This is a genomic window from Methylobacterium sp. A49B, from assembly GCF_053346215.1.
The window spans coordinates 15,671-38,033 of record NZ_JBKFBO010000116.1; the positions used below are offsets into that span (position 1 = coordinate 15,671).

General features: G+C 71.0%; 20 protein-coding genes. 12 read left to right on the plus strand and 8 right to left on the minus strand.

Annotated elements, in window-relative coordinates; translation table 11 throughout:
- Positions 1-25: 25 nt before the first annotated feature.
- From ACLBX9_RS21145 to ACLBX9_RS21165, 5 genes are all read left to right on the plus strand, one after another.
- Positions 26-1,294 carry an arsenic transporter gene (locus tag ACLBX9_RS21145; protein ID WP_010687593.1) on the plus strand — a complete coding sequence of 423 codons (1,269 nt, stop codon included), beginning with the start codon at positions 26-28 and terminating at the stop codon, positions 1,292-1,294.
- 24 nt (positions 1,295-1,318) lie between these two features.
- Positions 1,319-2,239 (plus strand): DMT family transporter, encoded by a 921-nt coding sequence (locus ACLBX9_RS21150; protein ID WP_010687594.1) that lies wholly within the window; start codon positions 1,319-1,321, stop codon positions 2,237-2,239.
- Between the two features lie 12 nt (positions 2,240-2,251).
- The gene (locus ACLBX9_RS21155) at positions 2,252-3,649 is read left to right on the plus strand and encodes a TAXI family TRAP transporter solute-binding subunit (RefSeq protein WP_447720319.1); all 1,398 of its coding nucleotides are present in this window, start codon (positions 2,252-2,254) and stop codon (positions 3,647-3,649) included.
- Between the two features lie 73 nt (positions 3,650-3,722).
- Entirely contained in the window at positions 3,723-5,093 is a 1,371-nt protein-coding gene (locus ACLBX9_RS21160; protein ID WP_447720320.1) for an adenylate/guanylate cyclase domain-containing protein, read from the plus strand.
- A gap of 81 nt (positions 5,094-5,174) precedes the next feature.
- Positions 5,175-5,411: a hypothetical protein gene (locus ACLBX9_RS21165; RefSeq protein ID WP_010687597.1), complete on the plus strand. Its 237-nt coding sequence runs from the start codon at positions 5,175-5,177 to the stop codon at positions 5,409-5,411.
- A gap of 157 nt (positions 5,412-5,568) precedes the next feature.
- On the opposite strand, the gene ACLBX9_RS21170 is transcribed toward ACLBX9_RS21165, so the two are convergent.
- The 4 genes from ACLBX9_RS21170 to ACLBX9_RS21185 all read right to left on the minus strand — a co-directional run bounded on the left by ACLBX9_RS21170 (position 5,569) and on the right by ACLBX9_RS21185 (position 8,536).
- The gene (locus ACLBX9_RS21170) at positions 5,569-6,021 is read right to left on the minus strand and encodes a hypothetical protein (protein WP_447720321.1); all 453 of its coding nucleotides are present in this window, start codon (positions 6,019-6,021) and stop codon (positions 5,569-5,571) included.
- Between the two features lie 127 nt (positions 6,022-6,148).
- On the minus strand, positions 6,149-6,418 hold the full coding sequence (locus ACLBX9_RS21175; protein ID WP_447720322.1) for a hypothetical protein: 270 nt from the start codon (positions 6,416-6,418) through the stop codon (positions 6,149-6,151).
- Positions 6,418-7,986 (minus strand): GMC family oxidoreductase, encoded by a 1,569-nt coding sequence (locus tag ACLBX9_RS21180; protein WP_447720323.1) that lies wholly within the window; start codon positions 7,984-7,986, stop codon positions 6,418-6,420. The genes ACLBX9_RS21175 and ACLBX9_RS21180 overlap by 1 nt, the downstream gene beginning before the upstream one ends.
- Positions 7,987-7,996: 10 nt before the next feature.
- Entirely contained in the window at positions 7,997-8,536 is a 540-nt protein-coding gene (locus ACLBX9_RS21185) for a twin-arginine translocation signal domain-containing protein (protein ID WP_447720324.1), read from the minus strand.
- A gap of 590 nt (positions 8,537-9,126) precedes the next feature.
- Between ACLBX9_RS21185 and ACLBX9_RS21190 the strand changes: the two genes are divergently transcribed.
- The 4 genes from ACLBX9_RS21190 to ACLBX9_RS21205 all read left to right on the plus strand — a co-directional run bounded on the left by ACLBX9_RS21190 (position 9,127) and on the right by ACLBX9_RS21205 (position 14,241).
- Entirely contained in the window at positions 9,127-10,302 is a 1,176-nt protein-coding gene (locus ACLBX9_RS21190; protein WP_447720325.1) for an ABC transporter substrate-binding protein, read from the plus strand.
- A gap of 468 nt (positions 10,303-10,770) precedes the next feature.
- Positions 10,771-11,646, plus strand: a complete 876-nt coding sequence (locus tag ACLBX9_RS21195; RefSeq protein WP_010687603.1) for a branched-chain amino acid ABC transporter permease — start codon at positions 10,771-10,773, stop codon at positions 11,644-11,646.
- Between the two features lie 7 nt (positions 11,647-11,653).
- The gene (locus ACLBX9_RS21200; RefSeq protein ID WP_447720326.1) at positions 11,654-13,480 is read left to right on the plus strand and encodes a branched-chain amino acid ABC transporter ATP-binding protein/permease; all 1,827 of its coding nucleotides are present in this window, start codon (positions 11,654-11,656) and stop codon (positions 13,478-13,480) included.
- Positions 13,481-13,488: 8 nt separating this feature from the next.
- A complete protein-coding gene (locus tag ACLBX9_RS21205) occupies positions 13,489-14,241 on the plus strand; it encodes an ABC transporter ATP-binding protein (RefSeq protein WP_010687605.1) in 753 nt (250 codons plus the stop codon).
- A 112-nt stretch (positions 14,242-14,353) separates the two neighbouring features.
- Here ACLBX9_RS21205 and ACLBX9_RS21210 read toward each other — a convergent pair whose 3' ends face one another.
- The 3 genes from ACLBX9_RS21210 to ACLBX9_RS21220 all read right to left on the minus strand — a co-directional run bounded on the left by ACLBX9_RS21210 (position 14,354) and on the right by ACLBX9_RS21220 (position 18,667).
- Positions 14,354-15,778: a hypothetical protein gene (locus ACLBX9_RS21210; protein WP_010687606.1), complete on the minus strand. Its 1,425-nt coding sequence runs from the start codon at positions 15,776-15,778 to the stop codon at positions 14,354-14,356.
- A 254-nt stretch (positions 15,779-16,032) separates the two neighbouring features.
- Entirely contained in the window at positions 16,033-17,394 is a 1,362-nt protein-coding gene (locus tag ACLBX9_RS21215) for an NAD(P)H-dependent oxidoreductase (RefSeq protein ID WP_447720327.1), read from the minus strand.
- A gap of 343 nt (positions 17,395-17,737) precedes the next feature.
- Positions 17,738-18,667 carry a LysR substrate-binding domain-containing protein gene (locus tag ACLBX9_RS21220; protein WP_447720328.1) on the minus strand — a complete coding sequence of 310 codons (930 nt, stop codon included), beginning with the start codon at positions 18,665-18,667 and terminating at the stop codon, positions 17,738-17,740.
- Positions 18,668-18,797: 130 nt separating this feature from the next.
- On the opposite strand from ACLBX9_RS21220, the gene ACLBX9_RS21225 reads away from it, so the two are divergent.
- Both ACLBX9_RS21225 and ACLBX9_RS21230 read left to right on the plus strand, forming a co-directional pair.
- Positions 18,798-20,102, plus strand: coding sequence for an MFS transporter (locus ACLBX9_RS21225; RefSeq protein WP_447720329.1), 1,305 nt, complete (start codon positions 18,798-18,800; stop codon positions 20,100-20,102).
- A gap of 43 nt (positions 20,103-20,145) precedes the next feature.
- Positions 20,146-21,009 (plus strand): class II aldolase/adducin family protein, encoded by an 864-nt coding sequence (locus ACLBX9_RS21230; RefSeq protein ID WP_010687610.1) that lies wholly within the window; start codon positions 20,146-20,148, stop codon positions 21,007-21,009.
- Positions 21,010-21,389: 380 nt separating this feature from the next.
- On the opposite strand, the gene ACLBX9_RS21235 is transcribed toward ACLBX9_RS21230, so the two are convergent.
- On the minus strand, positions 21,390-21,650 hold the full coding sequence (locus ACLBX9_RS21235; protein WP_010687611.1) for a hypothetical protein: 261 nt from the start codon (positions 21,648-21,650) through the stop codon (positions 21,390-21,392).
- A 235-nt stretch (positions 21,651-21,885) separates the two neighbouring features.
- On the opposite strand from ACLBX9_RS21235, the gene ACLBX9_RS21240 reads away from it, so the two are divergent.
- The gene (locus ACLBX9_RS21240; protein WP_447720330.1) at positions 21,886-22,140 is read left to right on the plus strand and encodes a hypothetical protein; all 255 of its coding nucleotides are present in this window, start codon (positions 21,886-21,888) and stop codon (positions 22,138-22,140) included.
- The last annotated feature ends 223 nt before the right edge of the window (positions 22,141-22,363 follow it).

The following is a 22,363-nucleotide window of genomic DNA, read 5'->3' on the forward strand; positions in this document are numbered from 1 at the left end:
CCCCGATAGAGGACGACCGGACCCGATGGGCGCGCTGACGCTGACCCCCAACATCACGACCTGGGCGATCGCGGCCCTCGCGACCCTCGGCGTCATCCTGCGGCCGTTCTCCTGGCCGGAGGCGATCTGGGCGGTGCTCGGCGCCGGCGCCCTCGTCGCCCTCGGCCTGCTCGCCCCCGCCACCGCCTGGGAAGGCGTGCTGAAGGGGACCGACGTCTACCTGTTCCTCGTCGGCATGATGCTGATGTCGGAGGTCGCCCGGAAGGAGGGCCTGTTCGACTGGCTCGCCGGAATCGCGGTGCGCGCCGCCAAGGGCTCGGCGACGCGGCTGTTCACTCTCGTCTACCTCGTCGGCACCGTCGTGACGGTGTTCCTGTCGAACGACGCCTGCGCGGTGGTGCTCACCCCGGCCGTCTACGCGGCCACCAAGGCCGCCAAGGTGGAGAACCCCCTTCCCTACCTGTTCATCTGCGCCTTCATCGCCAACGCGGCGAGCTTCGTGCTGCCGATCTCGAACCCCGCCAACCTCGTGGTCTTCGCCGAGCACATGCCGCCGCTGGTGCGCTGGCTCGGCCTGTTCGCCCTGCCCTCCCTGCTCGCCATCGTGACGACCTACGCGGTGCTGCGGCTGACGCAGGCGAAGACCCTGCGCGGCCAGACGGTCGCCACCGACGTCGAGGCCGTAGCGCTCACCCGCACCGGCCTCGTGGCGGGGATCGGCATCGTGGCGACCGGCGGCGTGCTGATCGGCGCCTCGGCGCTCGGCCTCGATCTCGGCCTGCCGACCTTCGTGGCCGGCCTCGCCACCACGATCGTGGTGCTGCTCCTCAAGCGCGGCGGCCTCGTCGAGGTGGCCAAGGACGTGTCGTGGAGCGTGCTGCCGCTGGTGGCCGGCCTGTTCGTGCTCGTGGAGGCCCTGGAGAAGACCGGCGTGCTCGCCATGCTGGCCGATCTCCTCAAGGGCTACGCACAGGCCGCCCCGGAGGCCACCGCCTGGGGCGCGGGCGGCCTGATCGCGGTGCTGTGCAACCTCGTCAACAACCTGCCGGCCGGCCTGATCGCGGGGGCCGCCGTGCAGGCCTCCCACGTCCCCGAGAAGGTGGCGGGCGCGATCCTGATCGGCGTCGATCTGGGGCCCAACCTCTCGGTGACGGGCTCGCTGGCGACCATCCTGTGGCTCACCGCCATCCGCCGCGAGGGCCAGGATGTCGGCGCCTGGACCTTCCTCAAGCTCGGCCTGCTGGTGATGCCCCCGGCCCTCGTGCTGGCGCTGGCCGGCCTGCTCCTCCTCTGACCCCCGAACCCAAGGTCCGCGCGCGTGACGGCTGCCCTCCTCTATCCCTTCATCCTGGTGGCGGGCGCGCTGCAGGCGATCGGCAACGCCATGAACGCGCAGCTGCGCGGCAGGCTCGTCAACCCGTGGCTCGCCGCGACGGTGTCGTTCCTGCCCATCGTCTTCGTGTTCACGACCCTGTTCCTCACCATGCCGACGCCGCTGCCGAGCCTCGAATCCCTCGGCAAGATGCCCTGGTACGCGCCGCTCGGGGGGCTCGCCGGCGCGGTGGCGGTGTTCGGCGGCCTCGCCTTCATCGACAAGGTCGGCGCCGGGCCGTTCAACGGCCTGACGCTCACCGCCAACATCCTCACCTCGCTCGCGATGGACGCGCTCGGGCTGTTCGGCCTGCAGGCCGCGGGTTTCAAGCCGATGCCCTGGCTCGGCGGCCTGCTGATGGCGGTGGGCGTCACCTTCATCGCGCGCTCGGGCGGCAAGAAGGACGGCGGCGAGTCCGGCGTCGGCGGCAAGCTGCTCTACCCGTTCATCCTCGTGGCGGGCGCCCTCATGGCGATCGGCGTCGTCTGGAACGCGCAGCTCCGGGGCGCCCTGGAGAACCCCTGGCTCGCCGCCACGGTGTCGTTCGTGCCCGTGGTGTTCGTGTTCGCGCTGGTCTTCCTGCTGCGGCCCTCGCCGCTGCCGACCCGCGAGGACATCGCGGGGGTCCGCTGGTGGATGCCGCTCGCCGGGATCACCGGCGCGGTGGCGGTGTTCGCCGGGCTGCTCTTCGTCGACAAGGTCGGGGCCGGCGCCTTCAACGGCCTGCTCATCACCGCCAACCTCCTGACCTCGGTGGCGCTGGACCATTTCGGCTGGTTCGGCATGAAGCAGGTCAAGGCGGGGCCGCCGCGCCTGATCGGCGCCGCCGTGATGGTCGCCGGCATCGTGCTGATCTCGCTGTTCTGAGGTCCCGGCGCGATGTGGACCCTCCCCGCCTGGCTCCTGCGCCGCGAGATCCTGCTGCTGGCGGGCGCCACGCTCCTCGGCGCGGGCGGGGTCGCGGCGTGGGTCCTGCTCCAGGCGACGGTCCTGACCATCGCGGTCGCCCCCCGCGACGGCACCGAGCCCGGCCTGATCAAGGCCTACGCGGACGCCCTCGACGCCGGCCGCGAGAACGTCCGGCTGAAGATCCTGTCCTTCGATGACGTGCGCGAGAGCGCCGCCGCCCTGCAGGACGGCCGGGCCGACCTCGCGGTGGTCCGCCCCGACGTCCTGCTGCCGACGAACGGGCTGACCCTGGCGATCCTGCGCGATCAGGCGATGGTGATCGCCTCCCCGGAACAGGCCGGGATCAAGAGCTTCCCGAAGCTCGCCGGCAAGCGGCTCGGCATCGCGGCCCACCGCGACGCAGACCTCTGGCTCCTGCGGAACATCCTCGGCTATTACGGCCTCACCCTGGAGGAGGCGGAGGGCCCGGCGCGGGATTCCACGGTCCGGCTGGTCCCGGTCGACCAGGAGGCGGTGGCGGGCGCCTTCCGCGAGAAGCGGATCGACGCCTTCGTCAGCATCATCGCCCCCTCGGCACCCAAGGCGCTGGCCCTGGTGGCGGCGGTGCAGGGGGTCGCCCGCGGCGGCAGGGTGGACTTCGTCGCCGTGGAGGACGACGGCGCCGTGATCGAGCGCTTTCCCCGGCTCCAGGCGGTGACGATCCCGGGGGGCCTGTTCGGCGGCCGTCCCAAGCTGCCGGCGGACGACGTGAAGACGGTGGGCGCCTCCTACCGGCTGATGGCGCGCGCCTCCCTGAGCCGCGTGGTGGCCGCCGACGTGACCCAGCAGCTCTTCGAGAAGCGCACCGCCGCCGCGCAAGGAACCGACGCCGCCGAGTACGTCCAGGCCCCGGCCTACGACACGACCGTGGCGGCGACCAGCGCCCGCATCCCGATCCATCCCGGCGCGATCGACTATTACGAGCGCGACCAGCACGGCTTCATCGAGCGCTACGGCGACACGCTCTACCTCCTGGGCGCGCTGGCCGGCGGCCTTGTGTCGGTGCTCGCCTGGATCCGGCAGCGCCTCGCCGGCCTGCGCCGCGAGCGGATCGACGAGATCATGGACCGGCTCCTGGAGATCGCCGGGCAGGCCCGGGCGCTGCGCGACCCAGCGGCGATCGAGGCGCTCACTGTCGAGGTCGACGCGCTCGCCATGGACGTGGTGCGCTACGCCCGGGAGCGGGAGCCCGACACGAAGACGATGTCGGCCGCCGCGGTCGCGATCGACACGGCCCGGGCGACCATCGCGGATTGCCGGACACGGGCGGACGCCGCCGAGGCGCGGACAGGCCGCCCCGTCCGGCTGCACGGGGCGGCCGGCGCCTGACATGGCTGTCTCGACCACCAGCGGGCGTCTTCCAGCCGCCGATCGGACCGTTCCGGCGCCGACCGATGTTCCGATGCGGGCGCGGGTCGCCGGACGGGTGAGGCGGACCCTGCGCTCGCGCACGGTGACGTGGATGACGGTGGGATTCGCCACGATCCTGGTGATGACCGCCATCGCGCTCGGCGCCTTCCTCTACCAGCAGCGCGGCATCGACGCCGTGCGCCACACCGTGGCGGTCGACGGGCGCCTCGCCCGGGTGCTGTCGGCGGTGCAGGACGCCGAGACCGGCCAGCGGGGCTACCTGCTCACCGGCGACGAGGCCTTCCTGCTGCCCTTCACGGAAGGCCGCGTGAACGTCGACCGCCAGCTCGATCTGCTGCGCGACCTCGTCCAGGACGATCCCGACCAGCGGGCCGAGTGCGACGTCCTGACCGGGCTGATCCGCGAGAAGCTCGACGAACTCGACGCTAGCGTCGCCCTCAGCCGCGGGGGCGACGCCGCGGCGGCCCGCGCCGCCGTGGCCAAGGGCCGGGGCAAGCCCGTGATGGACGCGATCCGCGACCTCGTGCGCCGCATGGAGGCGCACGAGGCGGACAGGATGGAGCGGCGCCAGGCGGAGGTCTCACGGATCGCCCTGGCGATCTGGATCCTGGTCGGCATCCTCACCGTGCTGTTCGTGCTGTTCGCCATCTCGGGCCTCCGGGAGGCGAACCGGCGCAACCGGCTGTCGCGCTTCCTGCCGCGGGAGCTGGTCCTGCGGCTCGCCGACGACGACGGAAGTCTCAGGGCCGGACGCCGCCAGGACGCCGCGATCGTGTTCGTCGACATGCGCGGCTCGACCGCCCTGGCCGAGAGCCTGGACCCGCACGCCCTCTCCGAGTTCCTGTCCGCCTTCCGGCGGCGGGTCACGCGGCTGGCCCGGCTGCGGGGCGGCGTGGTCGACAAGTTCATCGGCGACGGCGCCCTGGTGGTGTTCGGGCTGCCCGAGCCCCGGCCCGACGACGCCACCCGCGCCCTCGCCTTCGCCCGGGACCTCGTCGCGGTGATCGCCCGCTGGACCGCCAGGGCCGCGCGGGCGGAGCCCGTGCGCATCGGGGTCGGCGTCCACTATGGCGAGGTGTTCTGCGGGATCATCGGCGAGGAGGCGCGCTACGAGTTCACGGTGCTGGGCGACGCCGTCAACGTCGCGGCCCGCCTGGAGCAGGCGACCAAGCAGCACGGCGTTCCGATCCTGGCCTCCGAGGCGGCGCGCCGGGCCGCCGGAGAGCCCCCGGGGGCGTGGCGCGAGGTCAGCCGCGAGCCCCTGCGGGGCCGCCGGGAACCCATGCCCTATCACACCCCGGCGGGAACGACCCCGGACGGCTCCGGCCGGGGGCATGAATCGGCCTTGCCGGGTCCCGATCGGGACCGAGAGAAGAAGATGTTCGCAACCCGGCGCGGGTAGAGAACAAGTGTCTCTCGCACCCGCGAAATACGAAAGACGCCTCCATTGCGCGGAGACGTCCCGGACGCGACATTTCCCGACATGCGCAGCCTCTCCGAAACCCAGGCGACGACCTTCGATCCGTTCGGCGAGCCCGTCGCGGACGGCGTCGCGCGCACCTGTGCGGACACGGCCGGCGATCGCACCGCCCGGCGCGTCGGCAGCGCGGTTTTCTGGACGCTGGCCCTGGCGATCCTGGCCGGCCGCGTCTACGCCTACGACCTGCCGACGGTACAGCACGTCGCCACGCAGGCGGTGCAGATGCTCGCCCTGCGCTGAGCGCGCCAAAGCCGAGAACCTGTTCAAGTTCATGAGCGAGACCGGCCCGCGGGCTGCTTTCGCGCGCCGGAGGTATGGTCTGGGACTGCGCCGCAGCCGGTGAACTCCTTTCTGGTAGGAGCGCTCTCGCGCCTGCCGACGCGGCGCGGAAGCGGTGTCAGCGCCTTCCCCAGTGCCTTCCGAGGAGCGGCCGGTCGGGCAGGAAGTCGGCATCGGTCAGAGCGGCCACCACTACCGCGAGCAGGCCGAGATGCAGTGCCGCCGCCGCGAGGGCGGGGCTGTGGAGCGTCCCCAGCGCCAGCGCCCCGGCCGCCATGGCCGGCGGGCCGGCCACGTAGATCGCCGTCCGCCAGGGCGCCGCCGGCCGGGCGAGGCGCCAGAAACCGGCCGCGAGCGCGGCCAGCGCGAACCCGCCCTTGAGCACCGCCATGAAGCGGATCACCCGCGCGAGGTCGGGCTCGACGGGAACGGCCGGCGACCGTACGGCCACGGCGGCGGTGCCGAGCAGGGCGGCGGCCGTCAGCAGGACGAGGGCGAGGCGCGCCGGCCCGATCCGACCGGCTGCGCGGACGGGGGGCGCCACGGAGACGGGATGCGCGTCAGTCCACATGGATTCCTCCTGTCGATGCGGGGCCAGCCGTCTTTGCGAGCGGAGCGAAGCAATCCAGCTGCGCCACGTTTGCCGAGGTCGCGCTGCCCTGGGTTGCTTCGCGCCGCTCGCAAGGACGCGGCGGATCTCAGCGCAGCTTCTGCTCCTCCTTCTCCCGCTCGGTCGGCGGGCGGGCCCGGTCGGCCCCCTCGGCGGCGGGCGTGGCGGCGGGGGCCTGCGGGTAAGCCACGTTCGGGGTCTGGCCGGTGCTGCCGACCGTGCTGTTGTTCGTACCGGGCGTCGCCGCCGCGTCCGGCGGCAGCGCGTCGCCGGGGCGGGGTTGGGCCTGGGCGGCGCCCGAGAGCGCCGCGACGAGGAGGGCGAGGGACCAGGTCCGGATGCGGCGCGGGCGCATCATCAGATCTCGCCCCGGCTCATCATCCCGGCCATCGTGTCGGCCTGCCGGATGGCGAGGGCCACGATGGTCAGGGTCGGGTTGCAGGCCGCGCTCGTGGTGAACTGGCTGCCGTCGGAGACGAACAGGTTCTTCACGTCGTGAGTCTGCCCGAAGGCGTTGACCACGCCGTCCTGCGGCTTGGCGCTCATCCGGTTGGTGCCGAGGTTGTGCGTGCTCGGATAGGGCGGGGTCGGGAAGGTTTTCGTGGCGCCCACCGCCTCGTAGATCGCCGCCCCCTGGCGGAACGCGTGGGCGCGCATCGCCGTGTCGTTGGAGTGGTCGTCGTAGTGGACGCTCGCCACCGGCATGCCCTGCGCGTCCTTGACCGCCGGGTCGAGGGTGATGCGGTTCTGGGCCTGGGGCAGGTCCTCGCCGACGATCCACATCCCCGCGAGGTTGGCGTAGTTGTCGAGCACCGAGGTGAAGCCGCGGCCCCAGGCGCCGGGATTGAGGAACGCCGCCATGAACGGCACGCCCAGCGAGAGCGTCTCCAGCTCGTAGCCGCCCGCGAAGCCCCGGGACGGGTCGTGGCGGGCTTCGTCGCGCACGATCCCCGCCATGGTGGTGCCCCGGTACATGTGCACCGGCCGCTCGAACATCCCGTAGACCGTGCCGGTGGTGTGCCGCATGTAGTTGCGCCCGACCTGGCCGGAGGAGTTGGCGAGGCCGTCAGGGAACCGCGCCGAGGCCGAGTTGAGCAGGAGCCGCGGGCTCTCGATCGAGTTGCCCGCCACCGCGACGATCCGGGCCTTCTGGCGCTGCATCGCGCCGGTGGCGTCGGCATAGACCACGCCGGTGACCTTGCCGGCCGCGTCGTGCTCGATCTTGACCACCATGGATTTCGGGCGGACCTCCAGATAGCCCGTCTCCTCGCCCTTGGGGATCTCGGTGTAGAGGGTCGACCACTTCGCCCCCGACTTGCAGCCCTGGAAGCAGAAGCCGATCTGCATGCACGAGGAGCGGTCGTCCCGGGGCACGCTGTTGATCGCCATGCGCCCGGTATGGACCTCCCGGTAGCCGATCTTGGTGGCGCCGGCCTGCAGCACCTTGAAATTGTTGTTCCCCGGCAGGCCCGGCAGGCCGTTGGTGCGGGTCACGCCCATCTTGTCTTCGGCGCGGGCGTACCAGGGCTCCAGCTCGGCGAGCGTCACCGGCCAGTCGAGGAGGTTCGCCCCGGCGATGTCGCCGTAATGGTCGCGGGTGCGGAACTCGTGGTCCTCGAAGCGCAGCGAGGCGCCCGCCCAGTGGGTCGTCGTCCCACCCACCGCCTTGACGATCCAGGCCGGCAGGTTGGGGAAGTCGCGCGCCACCCGCCAGTCGCCCGAGGTGGTGCGCGCGTCCTTCCAGGCGAGCTGGGCGAAACTCTCCCACTCGTCGTTGACGAAATCGGCGATCTCGTAGCGGTCGCCGGCCTCCAGGATCACGGTCTTGATGCCCCGCTGGGCCAGTTCGTTGCCCAGCGTCCCGCCGCCCGCGCCGGAGCCGACGATGACGACGACCGAGTCGTCGGTGAGGTCGAAGCGTGCCATCGGTGCCCCCTCAGACCTTGTCGACCCAGTCGATGTCGTTGAACCCGCGCTCCAGGTAGCCGCCGTGCTCCGCCGAGGAGCCCTCGTAGCCGAGCTTCCGCCACAGCGGCTTCTGGTTGTAGAGCGAGACGACCAGATCGGCGCGGATCTTCTTGAAGAACTCGCCCGTCTCGATGCCCCGCAGCAGGGGCACCCGGTCGTCCTCCCAGCCGACGTCGAGATAGGGTTTGCCGTGCTGGGCCTTCGCGGCGGCGTCGAGGCCGGCGACGCCCTCCTCCAGGAGGCTGCGGGTCCCGGCATCCGCGGCCGCCTTGGCGTCCCAGGGCAGGATCGCGGTGCGGTAGTATTGGTCCGAGAGCTGGTCGTGCGGGTAGATGTCCCGCGCCATCAGCACCAGGGTCTTGAGGCTGTGGGGGGTGAGCGCCTGCGCGCCCTCGGCCCAGGCCTCGGAGGTGACCCTGGAGGCCAGCGCGGCCGCCGGTGCGGCGCCGGCCGCACCCTTGAGGAAAGTCCGCCGGTCGACCGGCGTGCGCCTGTCTACGAGCCTCATCGTTCCTCCCGGCGGATGGTACCCGCCTGCCCCTTCGGCGGGGCCATCTCGATTTTGAACGATTAAAGCGTGTGCTCCGGCGCCTGTCCACCGGAATACCCGGCGCCCGAATGCCGCGATGACACTGTCATCCGGATGTTTTCCTTCAGACGACTCGATAAGAATACAACATTCAAAAAAGACCACATCCCGTCCGACTGCCAAGCCTCACGAACTGCCAAGCCTCACGAACTGCCAAGCCTCACGGAGCGATTGCGGGCGTCCGCTGCTCCCAAGATCAGGGGCCTGGGCTCCCATGACTGCCCTCTGCGCCAGGACTGTTAACCTGTCATTCCGGAACTGCGCAGGCGAGCCCGGAATGAGGGCGCGGGTGTCGTACGACGCCCCTGCTCGACGACAGCCCATCCCGCGACTCGCCTTCATGGCCCTGCGCCGTACCGGCCACCGGGCGTGATCCCGAGTGACGATCCCGGGCCATCCTCTCATTTCCGTGAAGCTCGGGCACTTGGCGGGATGGACAGGGTGGCATCCGGCATGGAGCATCCGCGCCAACGCCGGGCCTCAGCATCGGCGACGGGACGGATACGCCAATGACCACGACGCGTCGCGTTTTCTTGACGGGTGCCGCATCCGCGCTCGCGGGCGGCCTCGCGCCGGGGGTGATCCGCTCGGCCTGCGCGCAGGGCGCCGGCCAAGGCCCCGGCTCCACGGTGCGGATCGGCATGGTGCTGCCGGTGACGGGTCCCGGCGCCGATGCCGGGCGCTACGCGCTGGCCGGCGCCAAGATTGCCCTGGAGGCGGTCAACAAGGCCGGCGGCGTGCTGGGCAAGCCGCTCGAGATCGTCACCGAGGACGATCAGACCACCAATCCCGGCGCGGTCTTCGCCTTCTCCAAGCTCGCCTCGCAGAGCGACCTCGTGGGCTTCCTGGGCTCGATCCGATCGACCCAGAACCACGCCATGGCGCCCGACATCCTGAAGACGGGCAAGCCGGTCTGCTTCGGCGGCACCGACCCGGTGCTGACCCAGCTCGGCAACCCCTGGCTGTTCCGCTTCCGGCCCAACGACAGCTTCTCGGCCCAGGTGATCGCCGAGCACGGCGTCAACGGGCTCGGCAAGAAGAAATGGGCGATCATCCACTCCACCGACGCCTTCGGCACCAGCGGCGCCAAGGCGCTGACCGAGAGCCTCGGCAAGGGCGGCGCCACGGTCGCCCTCGACCAGGGCTACACCAACCAGAGCCAGGACTTCACCCCGGTGGTGCTGGCGATCCGCCAGTCGGGCGCCGACGTGATCGGCTCGTACTTCACCTTCGAGAACGACATCGGCATCTTCGCCCGGCAGCTGCGCCAGCTCGGCGTCACCGCGCCCTGGGTCGGCTCGCCGTCGATCACCAACGTGACCGCCCTGAAGCTCGCCGGGCCGTCGCTGTACGGCACCTACGGCGTGGCCGACTACGCCGAGGAATCGAGCGACGCCGCCCGCGCCTACGGCAAGGCCTACCGGGCGGCGATGAAGATCGCCCCCGACAACCAGTCCTCCTGGACCTTCGACGCCGTGACGGTGCTGGCCAAGGCCATCAACGCGGCGGGCAAAACCGACCCGCAGGCGATCCGCGAGGCGATCCTGGCGGTGCGCGGCCACGAGGGCGCCGAGGGCACCTACAACTTCGACAAGAACGGCGACGGCCTGCACGGCTACAACGTCGTGCGCAACGACAAGGGCAACATCGTCTTCGACCGACGGATCGACTTCTACAAGGGTTGAGATGCCGATGCGCTCTGTGCCGAAGTGGAGACCGGTTCGAGGCGAGCGCGCGTTCCATCAAAGGCATATGCCGTGGCCGATCAAGAACGAGCGGTTCCGCATCTCTCCCTCCCCCCTCTGCGGGGGAGGGTGGCCCCTGCGTCAGCAGGGGTCGGGAGAGGGGAGCCCGGCTCCCGAAAGAGGCGCGGCCTTCACAAGGCGCAGAGCTTCGTTCTGCACCGTTGCTCCCCTCTCCCGACCACCTTCGGGGGCCACCCTCCCCCGCAGAGGGGGGAGGGAGATCCGCGGAGCCGTTCATCATCTTTCGGAGACGGGGTGTGAACAGCAAAGCCCGCAGTCGAGAGGTCGCCCGCCGCGTCTGCCAGGGCGGCCTGCGCGCCACCGTCGCGGCCCCTCTCGCACCGCGATCGGGCACGGCTCCAAGACCATCGGACCCATCGCCGAAGGACACATGAGAGTGCGGACCGCATGGACCTGATCCTGCAGCTTCTCTTCACCGGGATCGGCATCGGCTCCGTCTACGCCCTGGTGGCGCTCGGCTTCGTGCTGATCTTCCGCGCCACCAACGTGGTGAACTTCGCCCAAGGCGAGTTCTCGATGGTGGCGGCTTTCCTGATGGTGGTCTTCGCCGTCGACCTCCAGTGGCCCTACTGGCTGTCGCTGCTCCTCACCTTGGGCGGGATGGCGCTGCTCGGCGCCCTGTTCAACCTCGGCGTCTACTATCCCCTGCGCCACCGCAGCTACCTGCCGGTGATCATCTCCACCATCGGCGCATCGATCTTCCTGGCCAACACCACGCTCGCCCTCTACGGGCCGCAGCCGCAGGTGCTGCCGCCGGTCTTCGAGACGCAGGGGTTCCTGCTCGGCCCGGTCTTCCTCGACAGCCAGTACCTGCTGATCATCGCGGTGACGGCGGCGCTGGTGGCGTTCCAGTACTGGTTCTTCGAGCACACGCTCGTCGGCAAGAAGCTGCAGGCGACCTCGCAGGACAAGGAGATGGCCGCCCTGCTGGGCATCCCGGTGGCCGGGATGATCATGCTGACCTTCGTGTACAGCGCCGTGCTCGGCGGCATCGCCGGCATCCTGGTGGCGCCGGTGCTGTTCGTGTCGATCCAGATGGGCGCGACGATCGCGCTGAAGGCCTTCGCGGCGACGATCATCGGCGGCTTCGGCGACGTCACCGGGGCGATCATCGGCGGGCTGGCGCTCGGCATCATCGAGACCTTCGGGGCGGCCTACGTCTCGGTGCCCTACAAGGACGCCTTCGCGTTCCTGGTCCTGATTGTCTTCCTGGTCGTGCGCCCGCAGGGCCTGTTCGGCGAGCGCGTGGCGGAGAAGGCGTGAGGACGGCATGAGCGGCACCCCCTCCCCCATCGCCGCCGCGGCGCCGACGACCGCCCCGCGCCGGTTCCCCCTCGGCAGCCTCGCCTACGCGGTCCTGGCCGCCGGCCTCGTGGCGCTCGCCGCCACGACGCCGCTCAACGGCTACGCCCTCAACATCCTGATGCAGGCGGCGACCTACGCCATCGCGGTGATCGGGCTCACCGTGGTGCTCGGCCTGTGCGGGCAGATCAACCTCGCCCAGGCCGGCTTCTTCGGGATCGGCGCCTACGCGGTCGGCCTCGGGACAGTCGATGGCGGCCTGAACTTCTGGATCTGCCTCGTCGTCGGCCTCGGGCTCGCGGTGGTGCTGGGGGCGGCGCTCGGCGCCTCGACGCTCCGGCTCGGCGGCCACTACCTCGCCATGGTGACGATCTCGTTCCAGCAGATCCTGACCCTGGTCCTGACCAACTGGATCCCCGTCACCCACGGACCCGACGGGGTGCCGAACATCCGCCGCCCCGCCCTGTTCGCCGACGGGCAGAGCTACCTCGCGCTCTGCGTGCTGGTGCTGGCGATCGTCGGCTGGCTCGTCTGGCATATGCCGCGGACCCGGCTCGGCCGCGCCATGCGGGCGGTGCGCGACAACGAGCTCGCGGCGGGCGTCTCCGGCATCGACATCTACCGCACCAAGGTCGCGGCCTTCGCCCTGGGGGCGCTGCTGGCGGGGCTCGGCGGCGGGCTGTTTGCCGGCAGCTTCACCTATATCAGCCCGGACCAGTTCTCCTTCGCCGAGTCGATCGTCTTCCTGACGATGGCGCTGCTCGGCGGCGTCGGCTCGCCGGTCGGCGCCGTGATCGGCACCGCCCTGCTGATCCTGATCCCGGAATGGCTCCGCTTCCTCAAGGAGATCCCGGGGCTCTACCTCGCGATCTACGGGCTCGCGGTGATCCTGATCGTGGTGTTCATGCCGGACGGGATCTGGGGTTTTCTGGGCGATCAGGTCCGGCGCCTGCGCCGGGCCCGCCCGGCCCCGGCCCCCGCCGCCGAGCTGACCCTGAGCCAGGGCGAGGCCTCCGGGGCGCCGATGCTGGAGGTGTCGGAGCTCGCCAAGCATTTCGGCGGCCTCAAGGCCGTGGACGCGGTGAGCTTCACGGTGGCGCGGGGCGGCATCCACGCGCTGATCGGCCCGAACGGCTCGGGCAAGACCACGACGCTCAACGTCCTCTCGGGCCTCTACAGCCCCACGGGCGGCACCGTGCGGCTCGCCGGGCAGGACGTCACGCGCCTGCCGCCGCACCGGCGGGCGGCCGCCGGGATCGGGCGCACCTTCCAGAACATCCGCCTGTTCCGCTCGATGAGCGCCCTGGAGAACGTCGTCATCGGCGCCGAGCGGCCCAACAACCCGCTGGGCGCGAGCGACCGGGCGAGCCTGGAGGCCCGCGCCCGAGCGGCCTTGGCCTTCGTCGGCCTGGAGGGGCGGGCGGAGGAGCCGATCTCGGGCTTCTCGTACGGCCACCAGCGGCTGATCGAGATCGCCCGGGCGCTGGCCGGCAACCCCGTGCTGCTCCTCCTCGACGAGCCGGCCGCCGGGCTCAATTCCAGCGAGAAGAACGCCCTGACGGTGCTCCTGCGCCGGATGGCCGCCAAGGGCCTGACCATCCTGATCATCGACCACGACATGACGCTGGTGAGCGACGTGGCGAGCCACGTCACCGTGCTGAATTTCGGCCGCCGCATCGCCGACGGCGTCACCGCGACCGTGCTGCGCGAGCCGGCGGTGATCCAGGCCTATCTCGGCGAGGACGCCGCCGCCGGCCCGGCGGCGAGCCTCAAGACCGACCTCGCACCGGTGTGAGTGCCGCGATGACGACGCCCCTCCTGGAGATCCGCGACCTCGTGGTCCGCTACGGCGAGATCGAGGCCGTGCGCGGCCTGTCCTTCTCGGTCGGCGCCGGGGAGGTGGTGACGCTCTTGGGCTCCAACGGCGCCGGCAAGTCCACCACCCTGAAGGCGATCTCGGGACTGGTGCGGCCCGCCGCCGGCACGATCCTGCTGGAGGGCAAGCCCCTGGAGGGCCTGAAGCCCGAGGCGATCGTGCGCCTCGGCGTCGCCCACGTGCCGGAGGGCCGCCGGGTCTTCCCGGGGCTGACGGTGCGCGAGAACATCATGCTGGGCGCCTCGAACCGGTCGGGCCTGTCCAAGCGGGCGCTGCGCGACGAGGTCGAGGCGATGTTCGACCTGTTCCCGGATATCCGCCGGTTCGGCGACGCGCTGGGCTGGACGCTGTCGGGCGGCCAGCTCCAGATGGTGGCGCTCGCCCGCGGCCTGATGGCCAAGCCCCGCATCCTGCTCCTCGACGAGCCCTCGCTCGGCCTCGCCCCGGTGATCGTCCAGGCGGTGTTCGCGATCATCGCCGAGGTGCGCCGCCGCGGCACCACGGTGCTGCTGGTCGAGCAGAACGCCCGAATGGGCCTCTCGGTGGCCGACCGCGGCTACGTGCTGGAGACCGGGCGGCTGGTCCTCTCGGGCGATCCGGAATCGCTCTGGGCGAATGACGAGATCCGGTCGGCCTATCTCGGCGGGCGCGCGAAGGCGGAGGCGCTGGCGGCGGGGTGAGGGTGTTTCCCACCGTCATCGCGAGCGAAGCGGAGCGACCCAGGGTCGCGCGAGGTTCGGAAAACGTGGCGCTGCCCTGGATGGCTTCGCTTACGCTCGCAACGACGGCGGCTCAGTCCAGCGCGTAGCCCAGAAGGCCCTCGGCGGTCTGCCCCTCGCAGCCCTTGTCCAGCGACACGAAGTGGTCGTGGCCGCCGGCGTTGCAGCGGTAGAGCGGGTGGCTGCCCCGGTGCGGGGCCTCGTAGACGTAGCCGGTCTGCCCCAGCGGCGTGTGCCCCTCGCAGTTCGGGTCGCGGCTGAGGAAGTGGTCGGCGCCGGCCACGCAGCTCATCAGCTTCGCGGTGCCGGGCCGGGGCAGCGTGAACACGGATCCGAGGGTGGATTCGATCGTGTAGTCCGGCGCCGTGTAGCCCGTGGTGACCCAGTGCCCGGCCGGCCCGACCGCCCGCTTCAGGGGCACGCGGTCGGAGGCCGGGTCGAGCGTCGCGGTCGCGATGCGCCACGTGCCGGGATAGGGATCGCCGCCCGAGAAGAACACCGTGACGGCAGGCAGGAACGGCGTGAGGGTTCCGCGGGCATCGCGCTGAAAGCCGGGGCTGTGATTGAGATAGAAGCCCGTGACGTCGGAGTTCAGGGTGCCGGCCGGCGTCCAGCGCGCGGGCGTGCCGCTGAGCAGGGTTTTGAGCGGCATCCGGTAGAGACCCATCTGGTAGGTCTCGCGATCGGGGTTGCGAGCCGGATCCTTGCAGGCGACCTGCTGGCAGTTGCGGCCCGCGAGGCCGGTGATCACGTAGATCTCGCCGGAGGCCGGGTCGTAGCCGAAATCGGAGTTCGGGTTGATCGTCGTGCCGTCGGCGGTCCCGTTCGGGACCCGCACCGGCGGATCGAAATGCACCCCGTCGGCCGTGCGCCGCACGTAGAGGTCGCCGAAGCCGGCCACGCCCTGCGGCCCCGTCAGGTCGGTGGTGAAGACCATGAGGCTCGACCGGCCGTCGAGGCTGACGGTCGCCGGCTGCCCCGCGCCGTAATTGCCCTGGGCGACGGCCGGGTTGAGGGGCGCGATCACCGGGTTCGGATAATCCACCCAGGTGACCTTGTCGTTGGAGAAGGCGAGCCCCGTCTGGTTGTTGTGCCCCGGCAGGTTGTCGGCACCGGAATAGTACATCGCGTAGGCGTAGCGCTGGCCGTCGACCGGGTTGGTGAAGCTGCCCTTGATCACGCTCGGATCGCAGACGTACTGGCGGTTCCAGGACCCGGGCGTCGGCTGGAACACGATCCGGGCCGGCGAGAAGCCGGTCTGCGGGTCGTACGCGCGGTGATAGATGACGTCGGTCTTGCCCTGCCCGCACCACCAGATGTCGGTGGTCCCGTTCTCGGTGATCAGGCTCGGGGCGTAGTTGTAGCCCTTCGGGTTCGCCTCGTTGACGAAGAGCGGCTGGCCCTCCGGCCCCGTCCAGCCGGCCCGCGCCGGCCCCGCGCAGGCGAGGGCCGCGAGGAGGAAGGCGCGGCGCAGTGCGGATAGTCTGCGGACTTGCATGTTCACACGTCTCCATCGGAGAGGGGCTGAACGGCTCCGCGGATTTCCCTCCACCCCTGTGCGGGGGAGGGTGGCCCCCGAAGGCGGTCGGGCCGGGATGTAGTCCCGCAAGAGGGGAGCCCGGCTTCAGGATTCAATAGAGCCGTCGTGAAGGCCGGCGCTTCGGTCTGCACCGTCGCTCCCCTCTCCCGCCCTCCCCCGCAGAAGGGGGAGGGAGAGAAGCGGCGATGTTTCTGATGTCATCCGGACCCGGATCAACCGGCCGCGCCACCCCACTCCGTCCGGAACAGGTCCTCCATGTCGCGCCGGACGCGGATCGCCTCCTGCCCCGCGTCGAACGCCACGTCGCTCCAGCGCACGATCCGCCCCGCGGGAACGTCGGTCTTCAGGACCATGTTGTGGGCGAGACCGATCGGCAGGGCGTCCTGCGCCAGGGCGTCGGCCGCCGGGATCAGCTTGCCGTAGACGGTGAAGCCGCCCTCCCCGTCGAGCGTCTCCCCCGCCCGCAGGGCCCGCTTGGCGGTGGCCGCCACGTCGCCGCGCCAGTCGCCCGTCGCCCCCGTGGCCTCGCCGCGGACCGCGATGGAGGCCACCGAGATCCCGAGTTCCAGGCCGATCAGGTGGTAGGGCTTGTAGGTGGCGGCGTAGAGCCCGCTGTCGTCGGTCTTCAGGCCGTACTGGGCGAAGCAGTCGCGCACGTAAGGACTCGGTGCCGCGAACACCGCGTAGACGCCCCAGCGCAGGTCCCGGAACACTGGCCGTCCGTCCCGCTCCAGGGACGAGACCACCTCGACCGTGCCGCGCTCCGCCAGGATTCCGCCATCCGCCGCGGGCCGCAGGACGCTCGGCAGGTCGTCGACGCCGCAGGGCGGGAAGGCGAGGCCGTCGCGCGGGGGCGTCAGCCCGCAGGCATTGGCCACCGCGGCCATCTCCAGCGCCGACTTGGTGCCGTCCAGGAAGGAGTTGAACATCTGCGGGTTGAAGTCGCCGCCCGCGACCTGGCTCTCGCTGAACCCGTAATGGTCCCAGACCGTGTCGGGCGTGGAGGCGTGGTAGGCCGGCAGGTACTTGGTGCCCTTGCCGGCGCAGACCACCTCCAGCCCGATGGTGCGCGCCCAGTCGACCAATTCGGCGATCAGCGCCGGCTGGTCGCCCGAGGCCATGGAGTAGATCACCCCGGCCTCGGCGGCCCTGCGCGCCAGCAGCGGCCCGGCGAGCACGTCGGCCTCGACGTTGACCATCACGACGTGCTTTCCGTGCGCGAAGGCCTTGAGCGCGTGGCGGATGCCGGCGGCGGGGCTGCCGGTGGCGTCGATGACGATGTCCACGAAGGGGCTCGCGATCATCGCGTCGGCATCCGCGGTGACGAAGGTGGTGCCGTCCCGCGCGGCCTCCTCCAGCCCGCGCGCGGCGAAGCGGGCGTCGTCCCAGCCCACCCGGCGCAGCGACGCGCGCGCCCGCTCCGGCGACAGGTCGGCCAGCGCGGTCAGGTGGATGCCGGGGGTGCGGGGCGCCTGGGACAGGTACATGGAGCCGAACTTGCCGGCCCCGATCAGGCCGACCCGGACGGGCCGGCCCTCGCCGGCGCGCCGCTGCAGCTTTGCGAAGAGGGACATGGGGCGTTCTCCCTGATCGGCGCACGGTCGGGGCCGGGCTCCGCCGCGTTGGCCTTGTGCTTGAAGACGGACCTAGCACTGGAAGGCGCAGACGCCCACGCAAAGGACCGCGACGGCGGAGACCAAAGCGTGGCGCGATGGCCCCTTCGTCGTCCCGGGGCCGCGCGGCGGAGCCCGGGATCCAGACCCGCCGACGTGCCAAAACCCTGCGCCGACAGCGGATCGGGGTTGCCCGCCTCCGGCGTGCCCCTTCGGGTCCGGGCTCGCCTGCGGCGCCCCGGAACGACGGCGTGAGACCCGGGGCCTGTCGCCGAAGCGATCTCGCCCCGCGACGGTGCGCGCGTCAGGCGGATGTCCCCTGCCCCGCCCGGCTCTCCGCCTCCACGTCGAGCAGCCAGCGGCGGAAGGCTCGGATCTTCGCCAGCGTCTCGTCGCGCTCGCGGTAGCAGATGAAGTGGAGGTCGCGAGTGAGGCTCGCGGCCCGGTCGCCGCCGAGGCGCACCAGCTGTCCGGCGCCGAGCTCGTCGCGCGCGAACCGCAGCGTCTCCAGGGCGACCCCGAGCCCCTGGACGGCCGCCGAGATCACCAGCGAGCCCCGGTCGAAGGCAGCGCCCGCGGTCCCGGCCGGGACGGTCAGGCCGTTCTGGGCGAACCAGTCCGGCCAGCGCACCGGGCTGAAGGACGAGTCGAGCCGGGTGAAGCGCTCGGCGAGCCCCGGCCCGACCGGCCCCGCCGCCCGGGCGACCTCCGGCGTGCACAGGGCCGCGATCTCCTCCGGCCCGAGGGACTCGACGGTCAGGCCGGGACCGCGGGGCGGCCGGCCGTAGGCGATCAGGATGTCGATCTCCCCGTGTCGCCCGAGATCCACCGGGTCGGCGCTGGTGGACAGGCGGATGGCGATGCCGGGATGGGCCTCCACGAAGGCGGGCAGCCGCGGACCGAGCCACTTTGCCGCGAAGCTCGGCGTGCAATGGACGGCGAGCGCGGAGGCCAGGGCCGCGGGCGGCGGCGGGCTGAGCTCCGCGCAGAGCGCCTCGATCGCGTCGAAGGCGCCCGTCAGTCCCGCGAGCAAACGCGCACCGTCCGCGGTGAGCGTCGCCTGCCGGTTCGCCCGCCGGAACAGGGGCCGTTCGAACCAGCGCTCCAGCGCCCGGATCTGGTGGCTCACCGCCGAGGGCGTGAGGTGCAGCTCCGCGCTTGCCCGGGCGAAGCTGCCGAGCCGGGCCGCGGATTCGAAGGCCCGCAGGGCGGGGAAGCTCGGGATCCGCCGCATGCGACAATCCATGAATTGAATTCACGAAAAGCGTGAAAAATCGTCGTTTGTCAACGAATCGACGGCGCACGATAGTGCCGCCCGCGCCGCGCAGACGGTTGCGGAACGATAAGTCTAGGGAGACATCCGGATGGCACAGGGGGTCATGACCCTCGTCGAGCCCAGTATCGACGAGACGACGCGGGTCTACCGCAAGGTCACATGGCGCCTCGTGCCGTTCCTGTTCGCCTGCTACGTCGCGGCCTATCTCGACCGCGTCAATGTCGGCTTCGCCAAGCTGCAGATGCTGAGCGATCTCAAGTTCAGCGAGACGATCTACGGGCTGGGCGCCGGGATCTTCTTCATCGGCTACTTCCTGTTCGAGGTGCCGAGCAACATGATCCTCCACAAGGTCGGCGCCCGGATCTGGATCGCCCGGGTGATGGTCAGCTGGGCCGTGATCTCGGCGGCCATGATGTTCGTGACCTCGCCGACGTGGTTCTACGTCCTGCGCTTCCTGCTGGGCCTCGCCGAGGCCGGGCTGTTCCCGGGCGTCATCCTGTACCTGACCTACTGGTATCCGTCCGAGCGCAGGGGCGGCATCATCGCGCTGTTCATGACCGGCATCCCGGTCGCCGGCCTCGTCGGCGGCCCGGTCTCCGGCTGGATCATGAACGCCTTCGCCGGCATGGGCGGGCTCGCCGGCTGGCAGTGGCTGTTCCTGATCGAGGCGCTGCCGTCCTTCGTGCTGGGCTTCTGCGTGCTGGCCTACCTCGACGACGGCATCCAGAAGGCCAAGTGGCTGAGCGCCGACGAGAAGGCGCTGCTCGCCCGCAACATCGCGGCCGACGGCGCCACCGTCACCGCCCACCGCTTCCGCGACGGCTTCACCAGCGGCTGGGTCTGGCTGCTCTGCGGGATCTACTTCTTCTTCATCATGGGTCTCTACGGCGTCGGCTTCTGGCTGCCGACCCTGATCAAGGGCGCGGGCGTCTCCGACCCGCTGCAGATCGGCCTCCTGACGATGCTGCCCTACGGCGCCGCCGCGGTGGCGATGGTCACGGTCGGGCGCCTGTCCGACGCGGCCCGGGAGCGGCGCTGGCACATCACGGTGCCGGGCCTCGTCGGGGTGGTGGGCTGGCTGGTCAGCATCCGGTTCAGCACGGACCTGATCGTCGCCGAGGCGGCGCTCACCGTGGCGACCATCGGCGTGCTGGTGACGCTCGCTCAGTTCTGGTGCCTGCCGACCGCCATCCTGGCGGGGGCGGCCGCCGCCACCGGCATCGCGGTGATCAACTCGGTCGGCAACCTCGCGGGCTTCGTGAGCCCCTACCTGATCGGCTGGATCATCGACACCACCAAGTCCACGAGCCTCGGCGTCTACACCCTCGCCGCGTGCCTCGCCCTGGGCAGCCTCTTGGCGCTGACGGTGCCCAAGCGCCTCGTCAACCGCTGACGCCCCCTCACCCATCCCCTCTCACCCGACGAAAGGACACGCCATGCTCGACGATCATTCCCACGACGAGACCGCCGCCCTCGACCTGCCGAACGACGATGCCGGCCGCAAGCGGACCTCGATCTACCAGCCCGAGCAGGCCGGCCTGATCTTCCCGGAGATCCCCGAATTCGCCAACCACGCCGAGGAGCGCGACTACCGCAAGAAGCACCTCGTGGCCGCCTGCCGCGCCTTCGCGATGCACGGCTTCGACTACGGCTTCGCCGGGCACCTGACGATCCGCGACCCGGAGCGTCCGGAGCTGTACTGGACCAACCCGATGTGCGTGCACTTCTCGCAGGTGCGGATGTCGAACCTGATCCTGGCCGACCACAAGGGCCGGGTGGTCGAGGGGCGCCACGCCATCAACCGCGCGGGCTTCGTGCTGCACGCCGCCGTGCACGAGGAGTACCCGGAGGTGATGGCCATGTGCCACGCCCACACCACCTACGGCACCGCGTGGTGCGCCACCGGCCGGCCGCTCGAGATGATCAGCCAGGACGCGGCGGCCTTCTACAACAGCCACGCGGTGATCGGCGCCTCGGCGGGCGCCGTGGCGGTGGAGAAGGAGAGCGGCCTCTCGGTCGCCCAGCAGATCGGCCGCAACCGCGGCGTGCTGCACCAGAACCACGGCCTGCTGACCTGCTCGCAGCACAGCATCGACGACGCGGCCTTCTGGTTCATCGCCCTGGAGCGGGCCTGCCAGCAGCAACTCCTGGTCGAGTCGACCGGCATCAAGCCGCAGCTCCTCTCGGAGAAGACCGCCCGCTACAGCCGCGAGCACGTGGGCAGCGACTATATCGGCTGGCTGCACTTCCAGACGCTGTACAGCCACATCGCCGAGACCCAGCCCGACATGTTCGCCTGAGGTCGCGGACCGGTCGCAGGGCCGGCCCGCGGGGCCGGCCCTCCCGCCGCGATCCGTCTCCCGGCCCGGGACGCCACCTGTCACCGGGAAGCGACAGCCTCCGCGGATCGCCCGCGGAGGCCGCCGGACGCCCCCGTTCGGTCACGATTCGGGAGCGTTCCTTCCGGCGCCCACCGTCGATCCGGCTTGCGTCATGCTCGCGTTCCCCCACGCTCTTCTCCTCCGGCACCGCGAGAGTGCCGCCGTCCTCCTCTCGTCCGCCCTGTTCCTGATCGGAGCCTTGCCGCTGCTCTGGGCGATCGGCTGAGCCGCGCGGGATCGAGGTCCAACCCCGCGGCCGGCCGGCAGGCCGCAGCGGCGAGTGCAGCGGCGAGCCTCCCTCAATCCACACCGCAGGCGAGAAGATCGCGCCTGCGCTGCTCGGCATTCTCACGGGCCTCCTCCTGCCAGCTGTCCTCGGGAGGGGTCACCTCGACCCTTCCGGGCCTCGCGGCCGGGAGGTGCAGGCTGCGCGGGTCGAGGGAGAGCGAGCCCGTCGTCTCGGGATCGTGGCTGCAATCCCGGTCCGGCGGATCGGTCTGAGCCAGAGCGGCACCGGCACACACGATCATGGCCGACGTGAACGCGAGGAGCTGTCTCATGGTCGGTGTCCGGATGTCCTGACGCGCTGGATCGGAACCCGTCATCGCGCCGAGAACCGGCCGCGGGCGGGAGGACGGCTTACCGGGACATTCGACCGAAGGCTCTGCCGCAGCCATGGCCGTGGAGCATGCGGCCCCCGAGCACGGCGCGCTTGACCGGGTCGACCAGTCAGGCGTGAGAGCTGCCTTGCGCAGGACCCGTCATCCGCGCATGGCTTCCCCGGGAGGCGCGCCGATGCTCGACGCTCTCAAGCTGGCTTCTGCCACCGCACTCGTGTTCACGCTGGGCGCCTTCGCGATCGCCCGGACTGGCCGGCGCGCGGACCAAGCCACGGTGCTCCTGGCCTCGGTGGCGATCGGGCTCGGGATGCTGGCGCTAATCGGCGGACTCACGCGGCTCGATGCGGACGGCTCGGCCATCTCGCAGGCCGACGCCCGCCCGGATTACGGGATGAGCTGGCGCCCGTCCGCGCGTGGACCGGCGCATTAGAGCACTCTCCATCGACGTGGACGCCGGTTCGGCGCAAGGGCGCGCGTCTACAGAGGCCTGGAGCCGTGCCCAGACGTCATCGGAATCCCGCGCCGGACACGGTCGCAATCGCGGGATGCGCGATCGCGCTAAGCTTAAACGCAGTTTTTACTGTGATTCACGGTCGTCCACCGCAACCCGATGTTGCGATGGGAACGTTTTCTGTAATGAGTCGATACATGAC

Excerpts from the sequence above, each read along its gene's own strand:
- ACLBX9_RS21155 (WP_447720319.1), top strand. The coding sequence starts at position 2,252 with ATGTGGACCCTCCCCGCCTGGCTCCTGCGCCGCGAGATCCTGCTGCTG.
- ACLBX9_RS21170 (WP_447720321.1), bottom strand. The coding sequence starts at position 6,021 with ATGTGGACTGACGCGCATCCCGTCTCCGTGGCGCCCCCCGTCCGCGCA.
- ACLBX9_RS21235 (WP_010687611.1), bottom strand. The coding sequence starts at position 21,650 with ATGAGACAGCTCCTCGCGTTCACGTCGGCCATGATCGTGTGTGCCGGT.
- ACLBX9_RS21165 (WP_010687597.1), top strand. The coding sequence starts at position 5,175 with ATGCGCAGCCTCTCCGAAACCCAGGCGACGACCTTCGATCCGTTCGGC.
- ACLBX9_RS21185 (WP_447720324.1), bottom strand. The coding sequence starts at position 8,536 with ATGAGGCTCGTAGACAGGCGCACGCCGGTCGACCGGCGGACTTTCCTC.
- ACLBX9_RS21240 (WP_447720330.1), top strand. The coding sequence starts at position 21,886 with ATGCTCGACGCTCTCAAGCTGGCTTCTGCCACCGCACTCGTGTTCACG.
- ACLBX9_RS21145 (WP_010687593.1), top strand. The coding sequence starts at position 26 with ATGGGCGCGCTGACGCTGACCCCCAACATCACGACCTGGGCGATCGCG.
- ACLBX9_RS21230 (WP_010687610.1), top strand. The coding sequence starts at position 20,146 with ATGCTCGACGATCATTCCCACGACGAGACCGCCGCCCTCGACCTGCCG.
- ACLBX9_RS21205 (WP_010687605.1), top strand. The coding sequence starts at position 13,489 with ATGACGACGCCCCTCCTGGAGATCCGCGACCTCGTGGTCCGCTACGGC.
- ACLBX9_RS21220 (WP_447720328.1), bottom strand. The coding sequence starts at position 18,667 with ATGCGGCGGATCCCGAGCTTCCCCGCCCTGCGGGCCTTCGAATCCGCG.
- ACLBX9_RS21160 (WP_447720320.1), top strand. The coding sequence starts at position 3,723 with ATGCGGGCGCGGGTCGCCGGACGGGTGAGGCGGACCCTGCGCTCGCGC.
- ACLBX9_RS21210 (WP_010687606.1), bottom strand. The coding sequence starts at position 15,778 with ATGCAAGTCCGCAGACTATCCGCACTGCGCCGCGCCTTCCTCCTCGCG.
- ACLBX9_RS21180 (WP_447720323.1), bottom strand. The coding sequence starts at position 7,986 with ATGGCACGCTTCGACCTCACCGACGACTCGGTCGTCGTCATCGTCGGC.
- ACLBX9_RS21225 (WP_447720329.1), top strand. The coding sequence starts at position 18,798 with ATGGCACAGGGGGTCATGACCCTCGTCGAGCCCAGTATCGACGAGACG.
- ACLBX9_RS21215 (WP_447720327.1), bottom strand. The coding sequence starts at position 17,394 with ATGTCCCTCTTCGCAAAGCTGCAGCGGCGCGCCGGCGAGGGCCGGCCC.
- ACLBX9_RS21175 (WP_447720322.1), bottom strand. The coding sequence starts at position 6,418 with ATGATGCGCCCGCGCCGCATCCGGACCTGGTCCCTCGCCCTCCTCGTC.
- ACLBX9_RS21200 (WP_447720326.1), top strand. The coding sequence starts at position 11,654 with ATGAGCGGCACCCCCTCCCCCATCGCCGCCGCGGCGCCGACGACCGCC.
- ACLBX9_RS21190 (WP_447720325.1), top strand. The coding sequence starts at position 9,127 with ATGACCACGACGCGTCGCGTTTTCTTGACGGGTGCCGCATCCGCGCTC.
- ACLBX9_RS21195 (WP_010687603.1), top strand. The coding sequence starts at position 10,771 with ATGGACCTGATCCTGCAGCTTCTCTTCACCGGGATCGGCATCGGCTCC.